This is a genomic window from Streptomyces sp. NPDC053069, from assembly GCF_044546895.1.
In the GTDB taxonomy this organism is placed as follows: Bacteria; Actinomycetota; Actinomycetes; order Streptomycetales; family Streptomycetaceae; genus Streptomyces.
Map to the genome: position 1 here is coordinate 303,736 of NZ_JBITZN010000003.1, position 21,588 is coordinate 325,323.

Annotated in this window: 18 protein-coding genes; 16 read left to right on the forward strand and 2 right to left on the reverse strand. The window is 74.5% G+C overall.

Annotation, left to right across the window (positions count from 1 at the left end; all coding sequences use genetic code 11):
* Window positions 1-175 precede the first annotated feature (175 nt).
* Entirely contained in the window at window positions 176-1,522 is a 1,347-nt protein-coding gene (locus ACIGXP_RS08395) for a hydrolytic protein (RefSeq protein WP_399765545.1), read from the reverse strand.
* A gap of 228 nt (window positions 1,523-1,750) precedes the next feature.
* Between ACIGXP_RS08395 and ACIGXP_RS08400 the strand changes: the two genes are divergently transcribed.
* From ACIGXP_RS08400 to ACIGXP_RS08435, 8 genes are all read left to right on the forward strand, one after another.
* Window positions 1,751-2,446: a LuxR C-terminal-related transcriptional regulator gene (locus ACIGXP_RS08400; protein WP_363217417.1), complete on the forward strand. Its 696-nt coding sequence runs from the start codon at window positions 1,751-1,753 to the stop codon at window positions 2,444-2,446.
* A 194-nt stretch (window positions 2,447-2,640) separates the two neighbouring features.
* Window positions 2,641-5,841 (forward strand): hypothetical protein, encoded by a 3,201-nt coding sequence (locus tag ACIGXP_RS08405; protein ID WP_399765549.1) that lies wholly within the window; start codon window positions 2,641-2,643, stop codon window positions 5,839-5,841.
* Window positions 5,838-6,542, forward strand: coding sequence for a DUF4255 domain-containing protein (locus ACIGXP_RS08410; RefSeq protein ID WP_363217419.1), 705 nt, complete (start codon window positions 5,838-5,840; stop codon window positions 6,540-6,542). Before ACIGXP_RS08405 ends, ACIGXP_RS08410 begins: the two co-directional genes overlap by 4 nt.
* A complete protein-coding gene (locus ACIGXP_RS08415) occupies window positions 6,539-8,632 on the forward strand; it encodes an AAA family ATPase (RefSeq protein WP_399765552.1) in 2,094 nt (697 codons plus the stop codon). The genes ACIGXP_RS08410 and ACIGXP_RS08415 overlap by 4 nt, the downstream gene beginning before the upstream one ends.
* Before the next feature lie 593 nt (window positions 8,633-9,225).
* On the forward strand, window positions 9,226-10,788 hold the full coding sequence (locus ACIGXP_RS08420) for a phage tail sheath subtilisin-like domain-containing protein (RefSeq protein ID WP_399765555.1): 1,563 nt from the start codon (window positions 9,226-9,228) through the stop codon (window positions 10,786-10,788).
* Between the two features lie 35 nt (window positions 10,789-10,823).
* Complete coding sequence (locus ACIGXP_RS08425) at window positions 10,824-11,264, forward strand: phage tail protein (RefSeq protein WP_363217424.1); 441 nt, start codon at window positions 10,824-10,826, stop codon at window positions 11,262-11,264.
* Complete coding sequence (locus tag ACIGXP_RS08430; RefSeq protein ID WP_399765559.1) at window positions 11,261-11,752, forward strand: hypothetical protein; 492 nt, start codon at window positions 11,261-11,263, stop codon at window positions 11,750-11,752. Before ACIGXP_RS08425 ends, ACIGXP_RS08430 begins: the two co-directional genes overlap by 4 nt.
* Complete coding sequence (locus ACIGXP_RS08435) at window positions 11,749-11,907, forward strand: DUF6760 family protein (RefSeq protein ID WP_363217426.1); 159 nt, start codon at window positions 11,749-11,751, stop codon at window positions 11,905-11,907. Before ACIGXP_RS08430 ends, ACIGXP_RS08435 begins: the two co-directional genes overlap by 4 nt.
* Before the next feature lie 613 nt (window positions 11,908-12,520).
* Here ACIGXP_RS08435 and ACIGXP_RS08440 read toward each other — a convergent pair.
* Window positions 12,521-13,159 carry a hypothetical protein gene (locus tag ACIGXP_RS08440; protein WP_399765562.1) on the reverse strand — a complete coding sequence of 213 codons (639 nt, stop codon included), beginning with the start codon at window positions 13,157-13,159 and terminating at the stop codon, window positions 12,521-12,523.
* A 1,144-nt stretch (window positions 13,160-14,303) separates the two neighbouring features.
* Between ACIGXP_RS08440 and ACIGXP_RS08445 the strand changes: the two genes are divergently transcribed.
* The 8 genes from ACIGXP_RS08445 to ACIGXP_RS08480 are packed head-to-tail and all read left to right on the forward strand — an operon-like array spanning window position 14,304 to window position 21,586.
* Window positions 14,304-15,236, forward strand: a complete 933-nt coding sequence (locus ACIGXP_RS08445; RefSeq protein WP_399765565.1) for a hypothetical protein — start codon at window positions 14,304-14,306, stop codon at window positions 15,234-15,236.
* Window positions 15,237-15,260: 24 nt separating this feature from the next.
* Window positions 15,261-15,686: a phage tail protein gene (locus ACIGXP_RS08450; RefSeq protein WP_360083165.1), complete on the forward strand. Its 426-nt coding sequence runs from the start codon at window positions 15,261-15,263 to the stop codon at window positions 15,684-15,686.
* A 36-nt stretch (window positions 15,687-15,722) separates the two neighbouring features.
* The gene (locus ACIGXP_RS08455) at window positions 15,723-16,445 is read left to right on the forward strand and encodes a LysM peptidoglycan-binding domain-containing protein (protein WP_363220307.1); all 723 of its coding nucleotides are present in this window, start codon (window positions 15,723-15,725) and stop codon (window positions 16,443-16,445) included.
* Entirely contained in the window at window positions 16,442-18,268 is a 1,827-nt protein-coding gene (locus ACIGXP_RS08460) for a VgrG-related protein (RefSeq protein WP_399765569.1), read from the forward strand. The genes ACIGXP_RS08455 and ACIGXP_RS08460 overlap by 4 nt, the downstream gene beginning before the upstream one ends.
* Before the next feature lie 60 nt (window positions 18,269-18,328).
* A complete protein-coding gene (locus ACIGXP_RS08465; protein WP_399765572.1) occupies window positions 18,329-18,646 on the forward strand; it encodes a PAAR domain-containing protein in 318 nt (105 codons plus the stop codon).
* Complete coding sequence (locus tag ACIGXP_RS08470; RefSeq protein ID WP_363220304.1) at window positions 18,646-19,068, forward strand: GPW/gp25 family protein; 423 nt, start codon at window positions 18,646-18,648, stop codon at window positions 19,066-19,068. The genes ACIGXP_RS08465 and ACIGXP_RS08470 overlap by 1 nt, the downstream gene beginning before the upstream one ends.
* Window positions 19,068-21,026: a putative baseplate assembly protein gene (locus ACIGXP_RS08475; RefSeq protein ID WP_399765575.1), complete on the forward strand. Its 1,959-nt coding sequence runs from the start codon at window positions 19,068-19,070 to the stop codon at window positions 21,024-21,026. The genes ACIGXP_RS08470 and ACIGXP_RS08475 overlap by 1 nt, the downstream gene beginning before the upstream one ends.
* Window positions 21,023-21,586: a phage tail protein gene (locus tag ACIGXP_RS08480; protein ID WP_399765578.1), complete on the forward strand. Its 564-nt coding sequence runs from the start codon at window positions 21,023-21,025 to the stop codon at window positions 21,584-21,586. The genes ACIGXP_RS08475 and ACIGXP_RS08480 overlap by 4 nt, the downstream gene beginning before the upstream one ends.
* Window positions 21,587-21,588 lie beyond the last annotated feature (2 nt).

Genomic DNA, 21,588 nt, shown 5'->3' on the forward strand with positions numbered 1-21,588 from the left:
CCGTGCGCCGCGGGGTGCGGGACGGCGCCCGTGCGGGGCGCCGCGTTCCACGACCGTGTGCGCCGCGGGAAACATGCAGGTTACATCCAGCACCCTGTCGGTTTTCGGACGGATTGGGAGTCTCCTCTTCCCCTTGGACCCCACGCGACGAAACGATGTTCGAAGAACCTTTTCATCACCGCTTTGTGTCGCTGAGCACACCACTCACGTTCAGGACCTCATGACACTGCTGCGCCTGCCGGCCGGTCGCCGGTGTACCCGGCTTCGCACACGTCACGTTCACGGTGACACCGGCACCCTCGGGGATCTTGATGGGAGTGACCCAGTGGTAGTCCTGGTTGCGGAAGGTCTCCAGGGCGATCGTGGTGATCTTCCGTTGGCCGAACGTGATGGTCATGACCCCTTCGTCGCCCTGGAAGTTCGCGACGACGATGTCCGTCACACCGAAGACCTTGCCCGCCGGCACCACATACGTGCCGCCCTTGCTGCGGCCTCCCGAGGTCTGAACGTCGATGGTGGCGGAGCTCTGCTGGCCGGTCCCGGACCGGCCGTCGCCGTCCCCGCCGGACCCCCCGCCACCGGAGCCCGGTGCCACGTCCGCGCCCTGTCCGCCCGGCCGGGAACCCGCACCGGTGCCCGTTCCGTTGCCGGAGCCGGTCCCCGGGGCCGTCCCGTTCTGCCCGCCGGGGGTGGGGCGCGGCTGGACCACCTCGTCGGCAGCCTGCTTGGCGGCACTGCGCACCGCCGGGCGGACCAGCGCGAACCAGGCCAGCAGCAGCGCGAGCAGGGCCGCGAGCACGGCCAGCAGCCACTTCGGGAAGACCGGGATCTGGACGAACTCGGCCTCCAGCGGCGGCCGTACGAGAGCCTCGGGCCGCTCGGCACCCTCCGCCGCCCCGGTGTCGGAGGCGCGCACGGTGAACGGCCAGACAGCGGGCTTGCCGAACCAGACCGGCTTGCCGGTGCGCACCCGCAGCCGGGTCTCCGCCGATTCACCGGGCTCCAGGTTCAGCTCGCCGGGGGTGAACCCGAACCGCAGCTCCTCCCCCGGCTGTTCCGGCGTGAAGACCACCCGGGCCGGGGAGTTGCCCTCGTTGCGCACCGCCAGCCGGTAGCGGCCGCGCAGCCAGCCGCGCCGGCGACGCGGGAGCACCTGCGCGCGCAGTTCGTGGAATTCCTCGATGTGCACCGTGGTCTCGGGCACGGTGACCGCTTCGGGGTGCTCGGCCGGCAGCACCCGGACGCCCAGCGGCAGGTCACCCGCCCGGACCTCGGGGCTGCGCGGCGGATCGAGGCGGATGGTCACCGTCTCGGAGGTGCCGGGGTAGAGCGAGACCCGCTCGGGCTCCACGGTGGCCCAGGCCTTGCAGTCGCCGACGACCTCCAGGGTGTACGCCTCGACGATGTCGCTGTCGTTGCGGACGGTCAGTCGGGTCGAGGCGGTGCCGCCCGGCGTCACCGTCACGGCGGGGATGTCGAGACCGGGCGCTCCGGGTCCAAAAGAGGCTGCAGATGGCGTCACGCCACGACCGTAGAAGCCGGGCCGCACCGTCACGAGAGATGCGAGGGCAACACCCGGGCAGTCGGTATGCCCCGCGCGGTCAACGCGAACTCGACGGATCGGCAGGGCAGTTGACCGCGGCCCGCGCTGCACGCGGCCCGCCGGCCGACCGCGCCGGCCGCCCTGTGCCGTCCGGTCCCGTCCCGCCACTCCTCTCCGTGTCCCCCCGTCATGAATCAGGAATCCGCCATGTCCCGCTCCGCAGAAGAGAACGCTCTCAAGACCACCGGCACGCCGCGTCGTACCGCCCCCGCCGTCCACCCGCACCGGGTGACCGTCGCCGTCTACGCGCAGGATCTCGTGCTGCGCCTCGGCGTCGTCCACCAGTTGCGCCAGCGCCCCGAGGTGGAGCTCGTCACCGACGCCGAGGCGGACCGGGCGCGGACATCGCTCGTCGTCGTCGACTCGGTGGACGACGAGGTGATGGCCCTGCTGCGGCGGCTGCAGCACAACGGCGCCACCCGCACCGGCCTCGTGGTCGGCACGTTCGAATCGGCGGCGCTGCAACGGGTCATCGAGTGCGGGGTCGCGGCGGTGCTGCGGCGCGCCGACGCGGACCAGGACCGGCTGCTCCATCTGGTGCTCGCCCTGGTCAACGGCGAGGGAGTGCTCCCCGGTGATCTGCTCGGCAAGTTACTGAGCCACGTGGGCAGCCTCCAGCGTTCGGCGCTCGATCCGCGCGCTCTGGCCCTGTCCACGCTGACCCCACGCGAGGCGGACATGCTGCGCCTGGTGTCGGAGGGGTTCGACACCTCGGAGATCGCACAGAAGACCGCGTATTCCGAACGGACCGTCAAGAACGTGCTGCACGAGATCACCACACGGCTCCAGCTGCGCAACCGGGCACACGCGGTCGGCTACGCGCTGCGCAACGGGCTGATCTGAGGTCCTCCCCGCGGCACGTCCGGCGGGTGTCCGGCCCGGGGGCCCGACCGCCGCACGGGCGGCCCGGCCCCGGCCGCTGCCCGAAAGCGCACCCCGCACTTCCCCCGGGCACGGCCCCGCCGCCCTGACGTGCGCCGCGCCGACCGGCGCACAGTGGCGGGGCGACCCTGGTGTTCGAGACTGCGAGGTGGACCGTGAACGGCACCGCTGGCCCCGGCGGGCAGCGCCGGCTGGGGAGATTCGGCGCGTCGTTGCTCCTGCTGGCTCCCCTGCTCGCGGTGACGGCGGCCTCGGGGCCGGGCAGCGCGGCCCCGGCGCCGCGGGCAGCCGCCGCCCCCGCCACCCGGATCACCTACGCGGGCACCGGACACCGCAGCCTCGGCCGGGTCGCCACCACCACCTCCAGCAAGCCGCTGTTCGGCGCGGGCCCGGCGCACTACGACGTCCAGCCGTCCGCACGGGGCGATGCGCTGGTGTTCGCGAGCCGCCGCGACGACAAGCGCCCGCAGATCTATCTGCGGGCCCCCGACGGTGCGGTGCGCAAGCTGACCAGCGGCCGGGACGCGGCGCACCCGCGGCTGACCCCGGACGGCAAGGCGGTGGTGTTCGACTCGGCCGAGCCGGGTGGCCCGGACGGGAAGAAGCAGCGCGACCTGTGGCTGGTGCGCACCGACGGCACGGGGCTGACCCGGCTGACGGACACCCCGGCCGACGAGATCAGCCCCACCGTGTCACCGGACGGCACCCGTCTGGCGTACGCCGGTGACGGCGATGGGACGGCCGGGCAGCAGATCTATGTACGGCCGCTGGCCGGGGGCACCGCGGCCCCGGTCACCGGCGCGCTCGGCGGCACGGCGGCGGAACCCGTGTGGAACCCGGTGAACGACCCGGCGCACCGGGACCTCATCGCGTACACCTACACCGCCGACAAGGCGACGGGCCCGCGGCTGCGGGTGACCGGCACACCGGCCGGCGACCAGCCGCTGCTGGCGGGGGCGCAGGCACAGTGGCGGACCCACGGGGCAGCCTGGCTGCCCGACGGGGACGGGCTGCTGTTCCTCACCCCCGACCGCACCTGCAACTGCGAGGGCGACTGGGACCATGTGTTCCGGGTGCCCGCCCACTCCGCGGACACCCCGCAGCTGGTGCTCAGCGAGGACCGCGCGGTCGGCTCGCCCACCTGGCTGGGCCCGCTGAACGGCGGCCAGGCGGTGGTGGACCGTACCTCGGCGGCCGGTCCGCACGTGGTGACCCTGCAGGACGTCCGCCTGGACGGCGCCGACCCGCGCGACCTCGGGCTGACCGTCCTGAAGGAGGACCCGGCGGCGGACACCAACACCGACCCGGCGAAGGATCCGCTGTTCAACCCGGCGGCCGGGTACGACCCGTGGACCGAGCGGCAGAACTACACGCCCGACGGCCGCCGTATCGTGGTGACCCGGTTCGAGGACGGCCCCGCCGGGCGGATCGAGCGGATCTGGACGGTGGACGCCGACGGCTCGGACCCGGCGCCGATGCCGCTGGCCGGACGCGGCCCGAGGGACTGGGACACCGACCCCACCTTCTCGCCCGATGGCAAGTACCTTGCCTTCACGCGGACTTCACCGGGTGGGGTCGGATCCGCCTCGGGTCCCGGCCGTATCCTGATCGCCGACGCCACCACCGGCGCGATCGTCCACGAGATCGTGCCGCCGGCCGGGCAGCAGGCGGGCGGCGACGCCCAGCCCACCTGGTCCTCCGACGGCACCACCCTCGCCTTCACCCGCAACGAGGTGATCGACGGGGGCGGCGGCAACAAGCACATCTGGACCGTGCCGGTGAACGCCCTGGACCAGCAGCGCGATCTGAGCGCGCGGATCTGTCCGGGCACCTGCGCGGTCATCGACGACAGTCCCGCGTTCTCGCCGGACGGGCGCTCGATCGCCTTCAACCGGAAGAACGGCGGCGGCCGCATCGACGAGCACAACGGGCTGCTGGTCACCTCCGTGTCCGGCGACGACTGCCGGGCCCTGCTGCCCGCGGCTGCCCGGGACACCGCCGACGCCTGCCACCAGGAGCTGCCCGACACCTCGGTCACCGGCCCGCACCAGCCCCGCGACGCGGCCTGGACGGCCGACGGCACGGGGATCGTCTTCAGCTCGCGCAGCGATCTGCCCGCCGACTGCCCGGAAAAGCTCCTCCTGCTGAAGATCGCGACCGGCCGTCTGTCGCCGCTCACCACCCAGCTGCCGGGACGTCAGAAGGAGCCGGGCGTGCAGCAGTCGGTGAACCTGGCGGTGCACGCGCCGGGCACGGCGCCCGCGGTCACCGTCGGCACGGCCACGACGATCCGCGTCGACATCGTCAACAACGGCCCCGCCGCCTCTCCCGGCACCCGGCTGACCGTCGCGCCGCCGGCCGGCGTGACCGTCACCCGGGTCCGCCGTCCGGGCGGTACCTGCGACGCCGCCTCCCTCCAGTGCGACATCGGGGTGCTGCCGCCCGGCGCCACCGTGCCGGTGACCGTGACCCTGACCGGGCGCACCGTGGGCGACCAACCGGTGGACTGGTCCGTCACCGGCAGCGTGATCGACCCGGAGCCGGGCGACAACACCGCCCGCACCGTGGTGCCGGTGCGCCCGGCCGTCCCGCCGCACCCCCGCCCGACCCCGACCCCGCCGCACCCCGGCCCGACTCCCACCCCGCCGCACCCCGGGCCGACCCCGCCTGCCCCCAGGCCGACGCCCGTGCCGGCGCCGCCCGCGCCGGAGGCCGGGCCCGGTGTCCGGGTCACGGCCCAGCCCGACCCGGGCTATGTCGGCGGACGGGTGGTGGTGACGTACACCGTCCGCAACGGACGCAACGCGCTGGCCACCGGGCTGCGGCTGCGGATCGGGCTGCCCGCGGGGATCCCGGACGGCGGGCCGCCGCCGGGCTGTGACGCCGGCCGGCTGTGCGCGCTGCCCGACCTGGCACCGGGCGCCTCCACCGTCGTACGGGTGGTACTCGCCCCCGACCGTGCGCTCACCGGCCGTGCCACCGGTGTTCTCACCACCACCGGGACGGACGCCGACCCGGGGGACAACAGGGCGCGCACGACCCTCCGGATCCTGCAGCCGCGGATCGTCGCCGTACCGCCGATCGGCAGGCCCGGCTTCGTCACCTCGGTGCGCGGCAGGGACTTCCCGCCGGGAGTCCCGGTGCGCTTCTCCTGGAAGCCGGGGATCACCGCGGCCGCGGCGCCGACCGTGCCCCAGCCGGACGGCACGTTCATCGGCCAGCTGCTCATCCTCGCCAAGGACCAGACGGGTCCGCGCACCATCACCGCGCGCGGCCCGGGATTCTCCCCCGTGAAGACCGGCTTCCTGGTGGTGAACGGCAGCGTGCAGCCGCCCGACGAGGTGACCCGCCGGTGATCCACGAGGTCGACGAGGCGCTGCGCGGCCTGCTCGGCGAGTCCGGCCTGGAGGCGTCCGGGGTCGAGATCGTCTTCGACGCGCCCACCCGCGACTGGGCGGCCCGCCGCAACGCGCCCACCGTCTGCGCCTTCCTGTACGACATCCGGGAGGACACGAGCCGGCGCGGCAGCGGAGCCGGTGAGATGTACGACGCGGACGGGTACGTGGTGGCGCGGCGCACCCCGCCCCGCTGGTTCGAGCTGACGTACCTCGTCACGGCGTGGGCGAGCCGCCCGCAGGACGAGCACCGGCTGCTGTCGCAGGTGCTGGCCGCTCTGGTGGCGGCCGAGGCGTTGCCGGAACGGCTGCTCACCGGCTCGCTGGCCGAACTCGGTCTGACCGTCGGGCTGGAGACCGCCGGGGCCGCGCTCGACGCTCCGGCCGCCTCCGATGTGTGGTCGGCGCTCGGCGGAGAGCTGAAGGCGTCACTCGGGGTGCGGGTCCGCGCGCCGCTCGCGGGTGTGGACAGGGCCGCCGCGCCGCCGGTCACCGAAGGGCTCGTGGTGCGCGGCGCGGACCGTCGGCAGGACGCGGATCCGGTGCCGGGGCGCAGATTGCGCTACGAGGGGGTGAGCGACCCGGGTCCGGACGGCTTCGCCGGTCCGCGCGAGCGGCGCCCGGCCCCCGCCCGCCGCCGCCGAGGAGACCGCCAGGCATGACGTACACCACTGACACCGACCACCGCGGGGCCGCCGCGGACGGGGCGGATCCGCTGTGGGGGCGGCTGCGCCTGGTCGAGGAGCGGGTGCGGCATGCGGTGGCGGCCCGGCGCGCCACCGACCCGGACCCGGACGATCCCTACCGGGGCCAGTACCTCACGCCCGAGGCCGTGGAACGGATCCTGGACGAGCCGGGCGGGCTCGCCGTACCGGGGTACGAGCCACCGCCCCCGCCGCCGGGGTCCGCGCTCGGCGCGCTCGCCGCGCGGTTCGGCCTGTCGCCGCTGGACACGGATCTGCTGCTGGTCGCGCTGGCCCCGGACCTGGACGCGCGGTTCGAGCGGCTCTACGGCTATCTCAACGACGACCTGACGCGCCGTCGGCCGACCGTCGGGCTGGCTCTGGAGCTGTGCGGGCTCCCGTCGGCGTCGGCCGCACGCTTCCGCCTCTCCCCGGGCGCCCCCCTCGTCGCGGGAGGTCTGGTGGAGGTCACCGAGCCGCACCGGCCGCCGCTGTCGCGGGCCCTGACGGTGCCGGACCGGGTGACCGCACATCTGCTGGGCGGGACCGAGCCGGACGCCCGGCTCGCCGGAGCGCTCGGCGAAACCGGGGACGACCCCACGGCCGACGCGGACGAGGTCGGCCGGGCGGCATCGGCGGCCCGCTCCGGGACGGGCCTGGTGCATCTGCTGGACCGGGGCGGTGACGCGCCGGGCCTCGCCGTCGCGGCCCTGCGCACGGCCGGACTGCCGTCGCTGGTCCTGGACGCGGCGGCGGTCACCCGGCGCCCCGGCGACGTACCCGCGCTCGCCCGGGTCGCGGCGCTGGAGTCCCGGCTGACCGGTGCGGGGGTCGTCCTCGGCCCGCTGGAGGCGCTGCCCGCGGAACCCGCCGAACAGGCCCGCATCCTGCGGGAGTTCTGTGCGGCGCTGCGCGGCACGCCGCTGTTCACGCACGGTAGGGCCGGCTGGGACCCGGCATGGGCGGCCGACACCCCGGTCGTCCTGCCGGTGGCCCCGCCCTCCCCCACGCGGCAGGCCGCGCGCTGGCGGCACGCCCTCACCCTGGCCGGCGCCGACGACCGTGTGCACGGTGACGCCGACGTGCTCGCCCGGGCGGTCGCCGCGCACCGCCTCGACGGAGGGCAGCTGCGCCGCGCCGCCGAGGCGGCGGTGCGCGGTGCCGCCCTGGCGGACCGCCCGCTCCGTCCGGACGACCTGCGCTCGGCCGTGCGGGCCCAGAACGGCGCGGGCCTTGCCCGGCTGGCCCGCAGGGTGGAGCCGGGCGTCGGCTGGGACGATCTGGTGCTGCCCCCGCAGGTCCACCGCAGGCTGCGGGAACTCGCCGTGCGCGCCCGCCACCGCGAGCAGGTGCTCGGGCAGTGGCGGATGCGGCCGGGCGGCGGCCGGGGGCGGGGGGTGATCGCCCTGTTCGCCGGCGAGTCGGGCACCGGCAAGACGATGTCCGCGGAGGTCGTCGCGGCGGATCTCGGCATGGACCTGTATGTGGTCGACCTGTCCACGGTGGTCGACAAGTACGTCGGCGAGACCGAGAAGAACCTGGAACGGATCTTCACCGAGGCGTCCGCGGTCAACGCGGTCCTGCTCTTCGACGAGGCCGACGCGATCTTCGGGAAGCGTTCGGAGGTCAAGGACGCGCACGACCGGCACGCCAACATCGAGTCGGCGTACCTGCTGCAACGCATGGAGTCCTTCGACGGGATCGCCGTGCTGACCACGAATCTGCGGGCCAACCTGGACGAGGCGTTCACGCGGCGGCTCGATGTGGTGGCGGAGTTCCCCGTGCCCGACGCGGCCCACCGGCTCGCCCTGTGGGAACGCTGCCTGGGCGACCGGCTGCCGCGCGCGGCAGACCTCGATCTCCGTTTCTGCGCCGACCGTTTCGAACTGGCCGGCGGCTCGATCCGGGCCTGCGCGGTGACCGCCGCCTACCTCGCGGCGGAGTCCGGGGAACCGCTCACCATGCGGCAGTTGGTGTCGGCCGTGGTGCAGGAGTACCGCAAACTCGGCCGGCTGGTCCTGGAGAGCGAGTTCGGACCCTGGACACGGGAGCTGCTCACCGAGTCCTGAGCGGGGCGAGACCGGTTGCGGCGTGCGCACCGGAGCCTGGGACGCTCGGCTCCCTCCCGAAGCCGGCCAGGCGCTGCACGACCCCGGGGTGTCCGCGCCGGTGTGCCCCGGCGCCTGCGTGAACGGCGTCAGGGCCGGCAGCGCGGGCACCGGCACCCGACCCGGCCTCACCCGCCGGGCTTCGGCCTCCGCCGTCCCCGACGACCCGTGGTTGCCGCAGGTGCGGGCGCGGACGCCGACGGCCGCGCGCCGAACGGTCGGTGGACCCCGTGGACAGCCGTACGCCGGAGGAGTCGGCGCCCAGGCGGGCCCCATCCGCCGGACCACCGGTCCGGCCTGACGTCTGCTCCCTGCCGCCTCCTCGTCGGCACGCCTGTCGCGTCCTCCAGTGGACTGGGCCGCACGCTTCGGTGTCCAGGCCCGCACGGGCAGGAGGGAGCCGCCCGGCGAGGCGCCCGGACGGTCCGCGCGAACGTACCAAAAGGCAGCGGGGTTGCCCCCGGCCAGGTACCCCCGCCCCTGTCGCGGGGCCGCAGGTGCCTCGGAGACTCGGCATCGACGCAGGTGACCCGATGGAACCCGAAGGAGCGAGCATGCCGACGTACCTCACCCCGGGCGTGTACGTGGAGGAGGTGCAGTCCGGTGCCCGTCCGATCGAGGGGGTCGGCACCGCCGTCGCCGCGTTCGTCGGGTTCGCCCAGAGCGGCCCCTTCCACGAACCGACACTGGTCACTACCTGGGACCAGTACACGCAGCTGTTCGGCGGCTTCACCGAGGGCACCTACCTCGCGCACGCCGTGTACGGCTACTTCTCCAACGGCGGCGGCGCGGCCTACATCGTGCGGATCGGCGGCTCCGGCGCGAGTTCCTCCGCCACCGTGGCAGACCGCCAACGCGACTCCGGAGAGGTCCGGGCGGCCGAGCCCGTGTCCCTCGGCGGGTTCCTGGTCGCGGCCCGGCCCGGTGCCTCGGGAGTGTCGGTGGAGATCGCCGACCCGGAGGGCGAGAACCCGCCCGAGGACCGCTTCAGGCTGCTGGTCCGCCAGGGCGACCAGGTGGCCGAGACCTACGACGTCTCCACCCGCAAGAGCGTCAAGGGCTATCTGGTCACCCAGGTCCGCGCCTCCCGGCTGATCGAGGTCACCGAGCAGCGCGGCGCCGCCCAGACGCGTCCGGCGAGCCAGACCGTGGCCCTGCCCGACGCTCCCGCCTCGCCCGCGGCGACCGGCTCGGCGGAGGTGTCGCGGGTCGATCCGGCCGAGTACGTCGGTGACGCCGCCGCCCGGACCGGGTTCGCCGGCCTGGAAGCCATCGACGAGATCACCATGGTCGCGGTGCCGGACCTGATGGGTGCCTACCAGCGGGGCGACCTCGACGCCGAGGGCGTGCGCACGGTCCAGCTCGCGGTGATCTCGCACTGCGAGCAGATGGGCGACCGGGTGGCCGTCCTGGACACCCCGCCGGGGCTGACCGCGCAGCAGGTGCGCAACTGGCGCAACGACGAAGCCGGTTACGACTCCCGGTACGCCGCCCTCTACTACCCGTGGGTGCGGGCCTTCGACCCGGCGGCCGGCCGCAACACCACCGTCCCGCCGAGCGGTCACGTCGCGGGTGTGTGGGCGCGCAGCGACGCCGAGCGCGGTGTGCACAAGGCGCCCGCCAACGAGGTGGTCCGGGGCGCGGTGGATCTGGAGATCCGGCTCGGCAAGGGCGAGCAGGACCTGCTCAACCCGATCGGCGTGAACTGTGTGCGCGCCTTCCCGGGCCGCGGCATCCGGGTGTGGGGTGCCCGCACCCTGTCCTCCGACCCGGCCTGGCGCTATCTGAACGTCCGGCGGCTCTTCAACTACCTTGAGGAGTCGATCCTGTTGGGCACCCAGTGGGTGGTGTTCGAGCCGAACGACGACCGGCTGTGGTCGAGCATCCGGCGCAACGTCACCGCGTTCCTCACCGAGGAATGGCGCCGGGGCGCGCTCTTCGGCCGCACCGCCGAGGAGGCGTTCTACGTCAAGTGCGACCGCGACAACAACCCGCAGGAGTCCATCGACCAGGGCCGGGTCGTCTGCGAGATCGGCGTCTCCCCCGTCAAGCCCGCCGAGTTCGTGGTGTTCCGGCTGGCCCAGTTCTCCGACAGCACCAGCCTCATCGACGAGTGACCCGCGGGTCTGGCAAGGGAAGGTGACAGACAGTCATGGCAGAGGGCGATGCTCTTTCCACTCACGTCTTCGGCGTGCAGCTCGGCGGGTACATGGTCGAGTCGATCCAGGAGATCAGCGGGCTGACCGTCGAGGAGGAGGTCGTCGAGGTCAAGCAGGTCAGCTCGCGGGGCAAGCAGATCATCCGCAAGCAGCCCGGCGCCCGCCGGGCCGGCGAGATCACGATCACCCGGGGTCTCGACAAGAGCAGCGAGTTCACCAAGTGGATCAAGGAGACCCTCAACAACGGCGCCGTCGACACGGCACGCCAGAACCTCACCATCGAGATCAAGGACTCCAAGGGGGACACGGTCCGCCGTATCCAGCTGATGAACGGCTGGGCCTCCAAGTGGGAGGGGCCCTCCCTCAAGGCCGGCGAGTCCTCCGCGGCCACCGAGTCCGTCACGATCGTGTTCGAGGAGATCGTCGTCGAATGAGGCGTCGTACGGTCACGGCGGGCAGCCTGGGGGAGATCCTGGAGGCGACGGCGCCCGCCCCGGCGGCCGAGCAGCCGCCGGCCCCGGCCGCCCGCACCGCGGCCCCCCAGGAGGACGGGCTGCGCACGGAGTTCGAGTTCGAGCTGCCACGCGGGTACGTGGACGAGGCGGGCACGGTGCACCGGCAGGGCGCGATGCGCCTGGCGACCGCCCGCGACGAGCTGCGGCCCCAGATCGACCTGCGGGTCAAGGAGAACCCGGCCTACCTGAGCGTGGTGCTGCTGAGCCAGGTGATCACCCGGCTCGGCACCATCACCGATGTGCACGCGGGGATCGTCGAGCGGATGTACGCCACCGATGTCGCCTTCCTCCAGGACTTCTACCGTCGCGTCAACAGCGAGGGGCACACCCGCGCGGCGGTGACCTGCCCGCACTGCGAGGGCTCCTTCGAGGTCGACCTCTCGGGTGGGCGCCTGGGGGAATCGTGACGTACGCGCTCCCCCGGCTGCGGGAGGAGATCGCGTACATCGCCTACCACTTCCACTGGCCCCGCGAGGAGATCCTCGATCTCACCCATGGTGAGCGGCAGCAGTGGGTGACCGAGATCGCTCGCATCAACACACGTATCAACGAAGGCGGTTGAATTCCATGGCGTGGCGCGACACACTGCGCCGCCGGGCCGGCACCGGGTCCGCGGGGGCTTCCGCGCGCGGGGCGGCCGACCGGTCCGTGCCGGGTCCGGCGAGCGCGGCGCCTCCCGGTCCCGCCGCGGCGTCGGTGCCGGGCGACTGGGACGGCGGCTGGCGCCGCACCCCGCCGCCGGCCCTGACCGTGGCCCGCGCTCCGCTGGGCGTCAGCGACGGGCTCGCCTTCCGCTCGGGCCTCGCGTCCTGGCAGGACCCGTCCTTCGACACCGGGCTCGGCCATGCGCTGCTGCCCTCCGCGCCGGTGGGCCTGATCCGCGGCGTCACCCGCCCGGCGACGCCGCGCGGCGTCCGCGCCGACGGCGGCCCCCTGTTGCTGCGGGTGCCACGGCCGGACACCGAGGAGGCCACCGAGGCCGGCCCCGCCGCTCCGCTCACCGGCGACCGCCGTACGGGGAGCCCGGACGCCGGCACGGCCGGCGGGCGGGGAGACGCCGGGACCACCGCTGGCTCCGGACGGACGAGGACTGCCGCGGCCCCTTCGACGCAGCGGCCGTCCGGGACCTCACCGAACCGTGTGGCCGTGGCCTCCGCCGTGCCCCGGGCACCGGTTCAGCGGTCCACGGCGGCGGCCGGCGACCAGGCGGTACGGCCCGCCCGGCCCGATGACCCGGCCGTTGCACCGGAGATCCCGGTGGTACGACGGGTCGCCGTGGTGCCGCACACCTCGGGCGACGAGGCCGGGCGCCGCACGTCGCCGAGCGGACCGGACCACGCTCCTCCCGGCCGCCGTACGCCCCCGCAAACCGGCCCCGCCCGCACACCGGGCACCGGCCGGACGGGACGCACACCCTCCGGTGGAGTGACCCGACACCCCTTCGCGACGGAGGAGCCGGGGTCCGCAGAAACCCGCGGCACGAGCGCCGCGCCGGTGCGCCCCCGTGCGCTGGGCCCCGCGTTGACCGTGGCCCGGCGGACGATCGGACCGGTGCGCCGGATCGCGGTGCTGCGGCCCGCCGCCCGCCCCGGCACGGCCGCGGAGGCACCCGGGGCGGCCTCGGACACGGCGTCCACGCCGGCCTCGACAGGGACGGCCCGGCACACCACACGATCGGCACCGGCCACACCGCCGACACCGGCCACACCACCAGTCCAGCGCGCCGAGTCTCCCGGCCGGCCGGCGATCCGCGCACCCCTGGACACCCCGTTGCCGGAACTCCCCTCCACCACCATGTCGTTGCCTGTCGGCACCAGCCCGACAGACCGGCAACCCGAACTCCCCGACGAGTCGGTCACCCGGCCGCCACTAACGGAACTCACCGTTACGGTCCATCCCTTGACTCCCGACGCCGACCCAGCAGTCCAACGAGCTGAGCCCTCCGACGAACCGGCCCCCCGGGCACCCCTGGGCACACCACTTCCAGAACTCCCCGTCGCCGACCGCCCCTTGACTCCCGACCACCACCCAATAGTCCAGCGAGCCGAGTCCTCCGGCGAACCAGCCACCCAGGCACTCCCGCCCGCAGCCCGCCCATTGACCGCCGACAACCACCCGACGGCCCAGCGCACGGAAACCCCCGACGAGCCAGCCGGCCGGGCGCCCCTGGGCACACCGCTGCCTGAACTCCCCACCACCGCTCGCGCATTGACCTGGGGCGACCACCCAGCAGTCCAACGCACTGAGTCCTCCGACGAACCGGCCACCCGGGCACCGCTGGGCGCACCGTTGACCGAACTCCCCGCCGCCGCCAGGCTGTTCACTGCCGATGACCGACCGGAGGCCGGACCGGCGCTTCCGGTCGTGCAGCGCCAGGCGGACTCCGGCGCGTCGGTGCCGGATCCGCGCGGCGGCAACCCGGCAACCCCGTCGGGGGACCAAGCCGGGGTGCCGACCCCGGCCCAGCGGTCCCGCCGGGACAACCGGACCGGGGCGTCCGGTGCCCGGGCCCGCGGCGGTCTGGGGGCGCCACTGCCCGCCATGCCGCCGACCGCCGAGCCACCCCGCCCGGCCGGCCCGGACCTGCAGCGGGCCCCGGTACGCCCGGCCGGCGCTGCTCCGGGCACATCTCATCCCCCTTCGGGGACGGCTGGAGGCACGGTCCCTCTGCTCGGCGTGGCGGACACCGGACAGCGCGCTGTGCTCGCCGACTCCTCACCCTCCGGCGGCCTTTCAGCCGCGCCGACGACGGCCGCCCCGCCCGGGGTGCCGGTCGTCGCGCGGCCGACGCCCCCGGAGCGGCCCGAAGGACCGGCCACCGCACACCCACGGTCGGCGGACGGCGCCGCCGTCCCTCCTGCTTCTGACGCGTCTTCTGCCGCCGCCGCACCCGGTACCGCGGGAACAGCGGCACCGGACGCGCCGCGCCCCGACGGACCGGCGGTCAGTGGCCGAGTCGTGCCGGGACCGGTCGTCGTCGCCCGAGCTGTCGCCACGCCCGTCGTCACACCCGTCCTCACGCCCGTCGATGCGCCCGGCGGTGTGCCTCACCGTGCGCCCGGCGGTGTGCCGGGAACCGGTCCGCGGACGTCCGGTGTCGTCGTCGGGCGGCCGCCGACCGCCCAGCGGTCGGCGGCGTTCTCCGCGCCGCGCACGCTCTCCCTGCTGGCCGCACGTCCGCTCACCGTCAACACCCGTGTCCCCCAGGGCGTTGCGTCGCCACGCGTCGACGTCGCCCGCGCCGCCCGGCGTCCCGTCGTGGCCGCGACCTGGCAGCGCGAACCGGACCCTGCGCAGGGTGCGGGGCCTGCCACGGCGGTGCGGGAGTCCACGCGGCCGACGCCACCGGTACAGCGGCGGACCACTGCCGCACCGGCAGGCCCTCACCACTCGCCGCCGTCGAGCGCAGCGCCCGGCCACCGGGCCGTTCCCGTCGTGCGGCCCCATCCGCTCGTCCAGCGGGCCGGGGCCGACGAGCACGACGCCGTACGCCCGGCCGCGCTGCCGCTGACCGACGCGCAGGCCTCCCCGCTCCAGGACCGCCCCGTGCCCCCGGCCGCGCCCGGTCCGGCCGTACCCGTGGTCCGCGCCGGCCGTCCGGGGTCCGCCGGGGTCCAGGCGGTGCCGCTCCTCCAGCGGGACGCGGCCGCCGCGCAGGTGCCGGTGACGGCGGTACCACCGCGGGGACGGCAGCGGTCGGCCTCCGCACCCCCGCAACCGGGGGCGGCCACCGGCACGGATGCGGACCGGTCGTCGGGGGTGCCGCACGAGCCCGGCATCGACCTGGACGAGCTGGCGCGGCGCCTGCTGGACCCGCTGGCCCGGCTGCTCCGCGCCGATCTGCGGCGCGGCCGGGAACGCGCGGGCCGCCCCTACGACGGACGCCGCTGAGGACAGGGAACGGATGACCAACGGATGACGGACAACATCTTCGCGACGAGCGTGTTCTTCCGGCTCGCGATCGGCGGCAACGACCTGGGGGCCTTCCACACCTGCTCCGGCATGGGAGCCGAGGTGGAGATGGAGAGCTATGCCGAGGGCGGCAACAACGGCTTCACCTGGCAGCTGCCCGGCCGCGTCACCTGGTCGAACATCACACTGACCCGGCCGGTCACCGCCGACACGGCGAAGATCGGACGCTGGCTGGACCAGACGCTGCGGCGCGTGGAACCCAAGGACGGGGAGATCGTGGCGCTGAGGCCGGACCTGACCCGGATCATCAGCTGGCAGGTGCTCGGCATCGTGCCGGTGCGCTGGCAGGGGCCGTCCTTCGACCCGTCGTCCTCCGAGGCGGCGGTGGAGACGCTGGAGATCGCCCACGAAGGTCTGCGGCCTTCCTGACGTTCCCTCACCAGCGCACGGAAGGAGTGCCCTCGTATGTCCCCTGCGGTCCGCACCAGCCGGGCCAGGGCGCAGCTGACCCTGAAGGAGCCCCCGGCAGCGGTCGGCGCCCGGCCCGGCGGCACGCTCGCCCGGCTGGACCTGCAGTTCAACCCCTCCAGCCTCCAGCTGCGCAAGACGACCGAGTGGCGGCGCAGCCCGTCGCGGATGGCCGGGCAGTCGGCGCTGCCGGAGTTCGTGGGCAGTGGGCCGCGGGAGCTGAGCCTGGAGGTCTTCCTCGACGCGACCTCGACCCACGACGACTCGGTCGAGCAGGCGGTGGAGAAGCTGATGAAGGCCTGTGTGCCGACCCCGGCGAGCCTCGCCCGCAAGAAACCGGCCAGCCCCTGGGTGCGGTTCGAGTGGGGCACCGCCCGGACGACCTCGTTCGACGGGGTGCTGTCGAGCCTGTCGGTGACGTACACGCTCTTCGACGTGGACGGCAAGCCGCTGCGGGCGACCTGTGCGCTGTCGGTGTCGGAGGCGAGCGTCGACCCGCCGGGGCAGAACCCCACCTCCGGCGCGCGCACGGCCCGCAGCACCCACACCCTGGTGGCCGGGGACAGTCTGGCGCTGCTGGCCTGGCGGGAGTACGGCGACGCGACGGCCTGGCGGGCCATCGCCGAGGCCAACGGGATCGACGACCCGCTGGCCCTGGTGCCGGGCACCGAACTGGTGGTCCCGGCACTGGGCGACGCGGGCGGTGAGGAGGAGCCGTGACCACACCCGAGGCGCGGGGCGGCCGGTCCTTCGCGGCGGACCCCGTCGTGGAGGCCCCCGGCGAGCTGCCGCCGGTCTGGACGGCGCAGCTGGTGAGCTGCGTGGTGGACGAGAACGTGGGCCTGCCGGACACCGCGGTGCTCACCTACCGCGATCCCGACCACGAGTTCCTGAAGTCCACCGGTATCACCCTCGGCACGCCGCTGCGGGTGTCGGTGGTGACGGTCGCCGGGCAGGCCCGGGAGCGGCTCTTCAACGGCGAGGTCACGGCGGTGGAGATCGACCGCGACGGCACCGGGTCGTTCACGGTGGTTCGCGCATATTCCGTCGCCCACCGGCTGCAGCGCGGCCGGAAGGTGGTGGCGTACCGGAACATGACGGCCGCCGCCATCGTCCGCAAGGTGGCCGCCGGTGCAGGGCTTTCGTGCGGGAAGGTGGAGGCCGCGCCGGTCACCTACCGGCAGCTGTCGCAGGCCAATGTCTCCGACTGGGAGTTCCTGCGGTACCTGGCGGGCGAGCACGGTGCCCAGGTGCGGGTCGACGACCAGGGGGTGCTGCAGTTCACCCGGCCCGAGAAGGCGTCCGGTGCGCCCGCGCCGTCGACCCCGGCCACGCAGAGCCCGATGGTGCTGGAGTACGGCCGGAACCTGCTGGCGCTGCGGGCCTCGCTGTCGGGGGCGGACGGCGCGTCCTCGGTCGAGGTGCGCGGCTGGGACGTCACCACCAAGAGGCCGTTGGTCGCCCGGCACCAGTCGGTGACCAGCGAGACGGTGCTGCCCGGTCTCGCGCCGCAGTTCGCCGCCCGGTTCGGGAAGTCGGCGAAGCTGACGGTGACCGACACGCCGTACCGCACGCAGGCCGAGACGACCGCGGTCGCGGATGCGACGGCCGCGCAGGTCAGCGCGGGCTTCGGCGAATGGGAGGCGGTCGTCGAGGGCAACCCGCGGCTGCGGGCCGGCCGGCCGGTCGCGCTCGGCAACGTGGGGCCGGCCTTCTCCGGCCGGTACACGGCGACGGCGGTGCAGCACAGCCTGGAGCCGCACGGCGGCTACCGGACCACGGTCTGGGTGAGTGCCAGCCCCGACCGGTCCCTGGCCGGCCTGGTGACCGGCGCGAACGCGCCCGACCGCGGGCCGCGCATACCGGGCCTGGCGATCGGCGTGGTGACGGACGTACGGGAACCGGGCGGCGCGCAGAGCGGCGGCGTCCGGCTCAGGTTCCCCTGGCTGGACGACACCTACGTGACCGACTGGGTGCGGACCGTGCAGTGGGGCGGCAAGGGCGGGGGCGGTGTGGTGAGCCCCGAGGTCAACGACGAGGTGCTCGTCGGTTTCGAGCAGGGCCTGCTGGACAGCCCGTACGTCATCGGCGGCCTGTACAACGGCGTCGACCGGCCCTCGCCGCACGACGTGCCGCTCGTGGACGGGACCAGCGGCAAGGTCAACCGCCGTTCGGTCGTGTCCCGTTCGGGGCACCGGCTGGAGCTGCTCGACGCGCGGGCACCGGGTCCGTCCGGGGTGCGCTTGCGCACCGCGGACGAGCGGCTGGAAGTGCTGCTGGACGACCGGAACAACCGGATCGAGCTGACGGTGTACGCGGCCGGCGGCCGGCGGGCACTGTCCTTCGTACGGCTGGACGGCCAGGGCATCACGCTCGACGCGAAGACCGGCAAGGTCAGCGTGCGGGGCGCCTCCGTGGAGATCGACGGCACCACGGCGGTCCGGGTCGGCGGCCGGTCGGTGAGCGTCACCGGCCAGACCGACGTCACACTGGACGGCGGCCTGCTGGGGGTGCTGAAGGCGGACCTCGTACGCATCAACTGACGTCAATTCCCTTATTGTACAAGGCCCTTGGGGCCGCGACCGTTCTTCGAGGAGCCCGGCATGCCCGCCGCAGCCCGTACCGGCGACCCCACCAGCCACGGGGGTGTGATCGCCACCCCGCCGCCCGGCGCCGCCACGGCGGTGGCGCGCGTGCTGATCGGCGGCCGTCCCGCCGCCGTCGTGGGCAGTCTGCACACCTGTGCGATGCCGCCGCACGCCGCCATGGGACCGGCCAACGTGATCCTCCCCGCCCCGGCCGCGCTCGTCGCGGGCGAGGTGCTCATCGGCGGGTTGCCGGCCGCGCGGGCGGGCGACGCCACCGCGTGCGGCGCAACGGTCCAGATCGGCGCCCCGAACGTCCGGATCGGGGGTCTGTGATGAGCGAGCGGTTCATCGGACGCGGCTGGGCGTTCCCGCTGCGGGTCGGGCCGACCGGCGGGATCGCCATGGTGGAGCGCGAGCGGGAGATCGAGGAGGCGATCCGGCTGGTGCTGGGCACCGCGCCCGGCGAGCGCCCGATGCGCCCGGAGTTCGGCTGCGGCATCCACGACTACGTCTTCGCGCCCGGCGACGGCGCCACCGCCGGGCGGATCGCCCAGCAGGTGCGCGAGGCGCTGGAGCGGTGGGAGCCGCGGATCGGGGTGGACGAGGTGATGGTGGCCTACGACGCGGTGGACGCCGGAACCCTCTACATCGACGTGCGCTACACGGTGCGGTCCACCAACGACCGGCGCAACCTGGTGTTTCCCTTCTACACGATCCCCTCCGAGGAGGGGGCCGAGGAAGCGGTCGCGGACTGATGGCCCTGCCCTCCCCCAACCTGGACGACCGGCGGTTCCAGCAACTCGTCGACGAGGCGAAGCGGTATGTGCAGCAGCGCGCCCCGGAGTGGACCGACCACAACGTCTCCGATCCGGGCGTCACCCTGATCGAGACGTTCGCGTACCTCGTGGACCAGTTGCTGTACCGGCTGAACCGGGTTCCGGACAAGAACTACACGGCGTTTCTCGACCTGCTGGGCATCCGGCTGTTCCCGCCGTCGGCGGCCACGGCCGAGGTCGACTTCTGGCTGTCGGCGCCGCAGCCCGACACGGTGACGCTGCCCGTGGGCACCGAGGTGACCACGGCGGACGGCGAGGCGGAGCAGCCCGTGGTGTTCGCGACCACGGACGAACTGCGCATCGTGCCCAGCGAGTTGATGCGGTTGGTGACCGCGCCCCGCACGGGGGAGCACGCCGACCGGACCGGTGAACTCGCCGAGGGCCGCGACGTACGGTGCTTCCAGGTGTCCCCCGAGCCGGGTGACGCGCTGCTGTTCGGGCTGCCGACGGCGGTGCCGCGGTGCGTGGTCGCCGTACGGCTGGACAGCCGGGTGGAGGGCGTCGGAGTGGACCCGCGCCAGCCGCCGCTGGTGTGGGAGGCGTGGGACGGCGGCCACTGGCAGGAGTGCGAGACCGGCTCCGACACCACCGGCGGGCTGAACCGGCCCGGCGAGGTCGTCGTGCACGTCCCGGCCGGGCACACGGCGTCCGTGATCGGCGGAACCCGGGCGGGCTGGCTGCGCTGCCGGGTGACCGAGCCGGAGCCGGGCCAGCCGTTCTACTCGGAGTCCCCGACGGTGCGTGAGGCGAGCGTGTTCACGGTCGGCGGCACCATGGCCGTCGAGCACGCGGAGACCGTCACCGACGTTCCGCTCGGCACGTCGGAGGGCGTGCCGGGGCAGACGTTCCGGCTCGGCCGGCCGCCGGTGCTGCTGGACGGCGAGCCGCCGGTGGTGGAGGTCTCCTCGGCCGACGGCTGGCGCCGCTGGGAGGTGGTGGAGCACTTCGGCCGCTCGGGCCCCGGGGACCGGCACGTCCACGTGGACGCGACCACCGGCGAGTTCGCCTTTCCGCCGGCGCTGCGGGAACCGGACGGCACGCTGCGGCTGTGCGGCGCCGTACCGGAGAAGGGCGCACAGATCCGGGTGGCCCGGTACCGCACCGGCGGCGGCCCGGCCGGCAATGTGGCGCGCGGCGCGATCTCCGTGCTGCGCAGTTCCGTTCCGTACATCGCGCGGGTCGGCAACCGGGAGGCCGCACGCGGCGGGGTGGACGGGGAGACGGTCGCCAACGCGAAGCTGCGGGCCCCGGACGCGCTGCGGATGCAGGAGCGGGCCGTGACCGCCGAGGACTACGAGATCATCGCCCGGCAGGCGGCGCCCTCGGTGCGCCGCGTGCGCTGTCTGCCGACGGCGGACGGGGCGGGTGCGGTACGGGTGCTGGTGGTGCCGGACGCGGTGGCCGACGACGGCGACCGGCTGCGGTTCGAGCAGCTCATCCCGTCCGACCAGGTGCTGACGGCGATCACCGGGAGCCTGGACGAACGGCGGCTGATCGGCACCCGGCTGGTGGTGGAGCCGCCGGTCTACCAGGGGGTCACCGTGGTCGCGCGGCTCGGTGCGGCGCCCGAGGACGCGGACCGGGTGCGGGAGGCGGCGCTCGCCGCGCTGTTCCGGTACCTCAACCCGCTGCGCGGCGGGCCCGACGGCACCGGGTGGCCGTTCGGGCGGCCGGTGCAGTACGGGGAGGTGTTCGGCCTGCTGCAACGCGCCACCGGCAACGCGCTGGTGGAGGAGATCCGGCTGTTCGCCGCCGACCCGATCACCGGGCGGCGCGGTGCGCCGGTGGACCGTATCGATGTGACCCCGGGCGCGCTGGTGTTCTCGTACCAGCACCAGGTCGTCGTGCAGCCCCTCGACGGGGAGGCCCGCGCATGAGCCGCGCCGCCGTCCCCGGTCTGCCGAGCCGGCATCCCATCGGCGGGCTGCTGCCCGCGCTGTACGCCGACGACGACTTCGCCCAGCGGTTCACCGCGGGACTGGACACCGTCCTCGCCCCGGTGTTCGCGACCCTCGACAACCTGCCCGCCTACCTCGACCCCCGGGTGGCGCCGCTCGACTTCGTGGTCTGGCTGGCCTCGTGGGTGGGCGCCGCCGACGATCCGGAATGGCCCGCGGAACTGCGCCGCGAGGCGGTCGTACGCGCGCTGGAACTGCACCGCTGGCGCGGCACCCGGCGTGGTCTGGTGGAGCGGCTGCGGCTCACGCTCGGGGTGCACGCCGATGTCGTCGGCGACGGCGGGGCGGTGTGGTCGCGTACCGCGGGCGCCGCGCTGCCGCCGGAGCCGTCCGGCGAGGTGGTGGTCCGGGTGTGGCCGGGCCGCGATCCGGAGGTGGACGAGGGCCGGGTCCGGGAGCTCGTCCGGTCGCTGTGTCCGGTGCATGTCTCATGCCGGGTGGAGGTCCTGCCCGGCCCGCCCACCGGCGAAGGGAGGTGACG

Bases quoted from the DNA above. Each gene is read 5' to 3' on its own strand.
- ACIGXP_RS08400 (WP_363217417.1), top strand. From the start codon at position 1,751: ATGTCCCGCTCCGCAGAAGAGAACGCTCTCAAGACCACCGGCACGCCG.
- ACIGXP_RS08415 (WP_399765552.1), top strand. From the start codon at position 6,539: ATGACGTACACCACTGACACCGACCACCGCGGGGCCGCCGCGGACGGG.
- ACIGXP_RS08420 (WP_399765555.1), top strand. From the start codon at position 9,226: ATGCCGACGTACCTCACCCCGGGCGTGTACGTGGAGGAGGTGCAGTCC.
- ACIGXP_RS08425 (WP_363217424.1), top strand. From the start codon at position 10,824: ATGGCAGAGGGCGATGCTCTTTCCACTCACGTCTTCGGCGTGCAGCTC.
- ACIGXP_RS08430 (WP_399765559.1), top strand. From the start codon at position 11,261: ATGAGGCGTCGTACGGTCACGGCGGGCAGCCTGGGGGAGATCCTGGAG.
- ACIGXP_RS08450 (WP_360083165.1), top strand. From the start codon at position 15,261: ATGACGGACAACATCTTCGCGACGAGCGTGTTCTTCCGGCTCGCGATC.
- ACIGXP_RS08455 (WP_363220307.1), top strand. From the start codon at position 15,723: ATGTCCCCTGCGGTCCGCACCAGCCGGGCCAGGGCGCAGCTGACCCTG.
- ACIGXP_RS08465 (WP_399765572.1), top strand. From the start codon at position 18,329: ATGCCCGCCGCAGCCCGTACCGGCGACCCCACCAGCCACGGGGGTGTG.
- ACIGXP_RS08470 (WP_363220304.1), top strand. From the start codon at position 18,646: ATGAGCGAGCGGTTCATCGGACGCGGCTGGGCGTTCCCGCTGCGGGTC.
- ACIGXP_RS08475 (WP_399765575.1), top strand. From the start codon at position 19,068: ATGGCCCTGCCCTCCCCCAACCTGGACGACCGGCGGTTCCAGCAACTC.
- ACIGXP_RS08480 (WP_399765578.1), top strand. From the start codon at position 21,023: ATGAGCCGCGCCGCCGTCCCCGGTCTGCCGAGCCGGCATCCCATCGGC.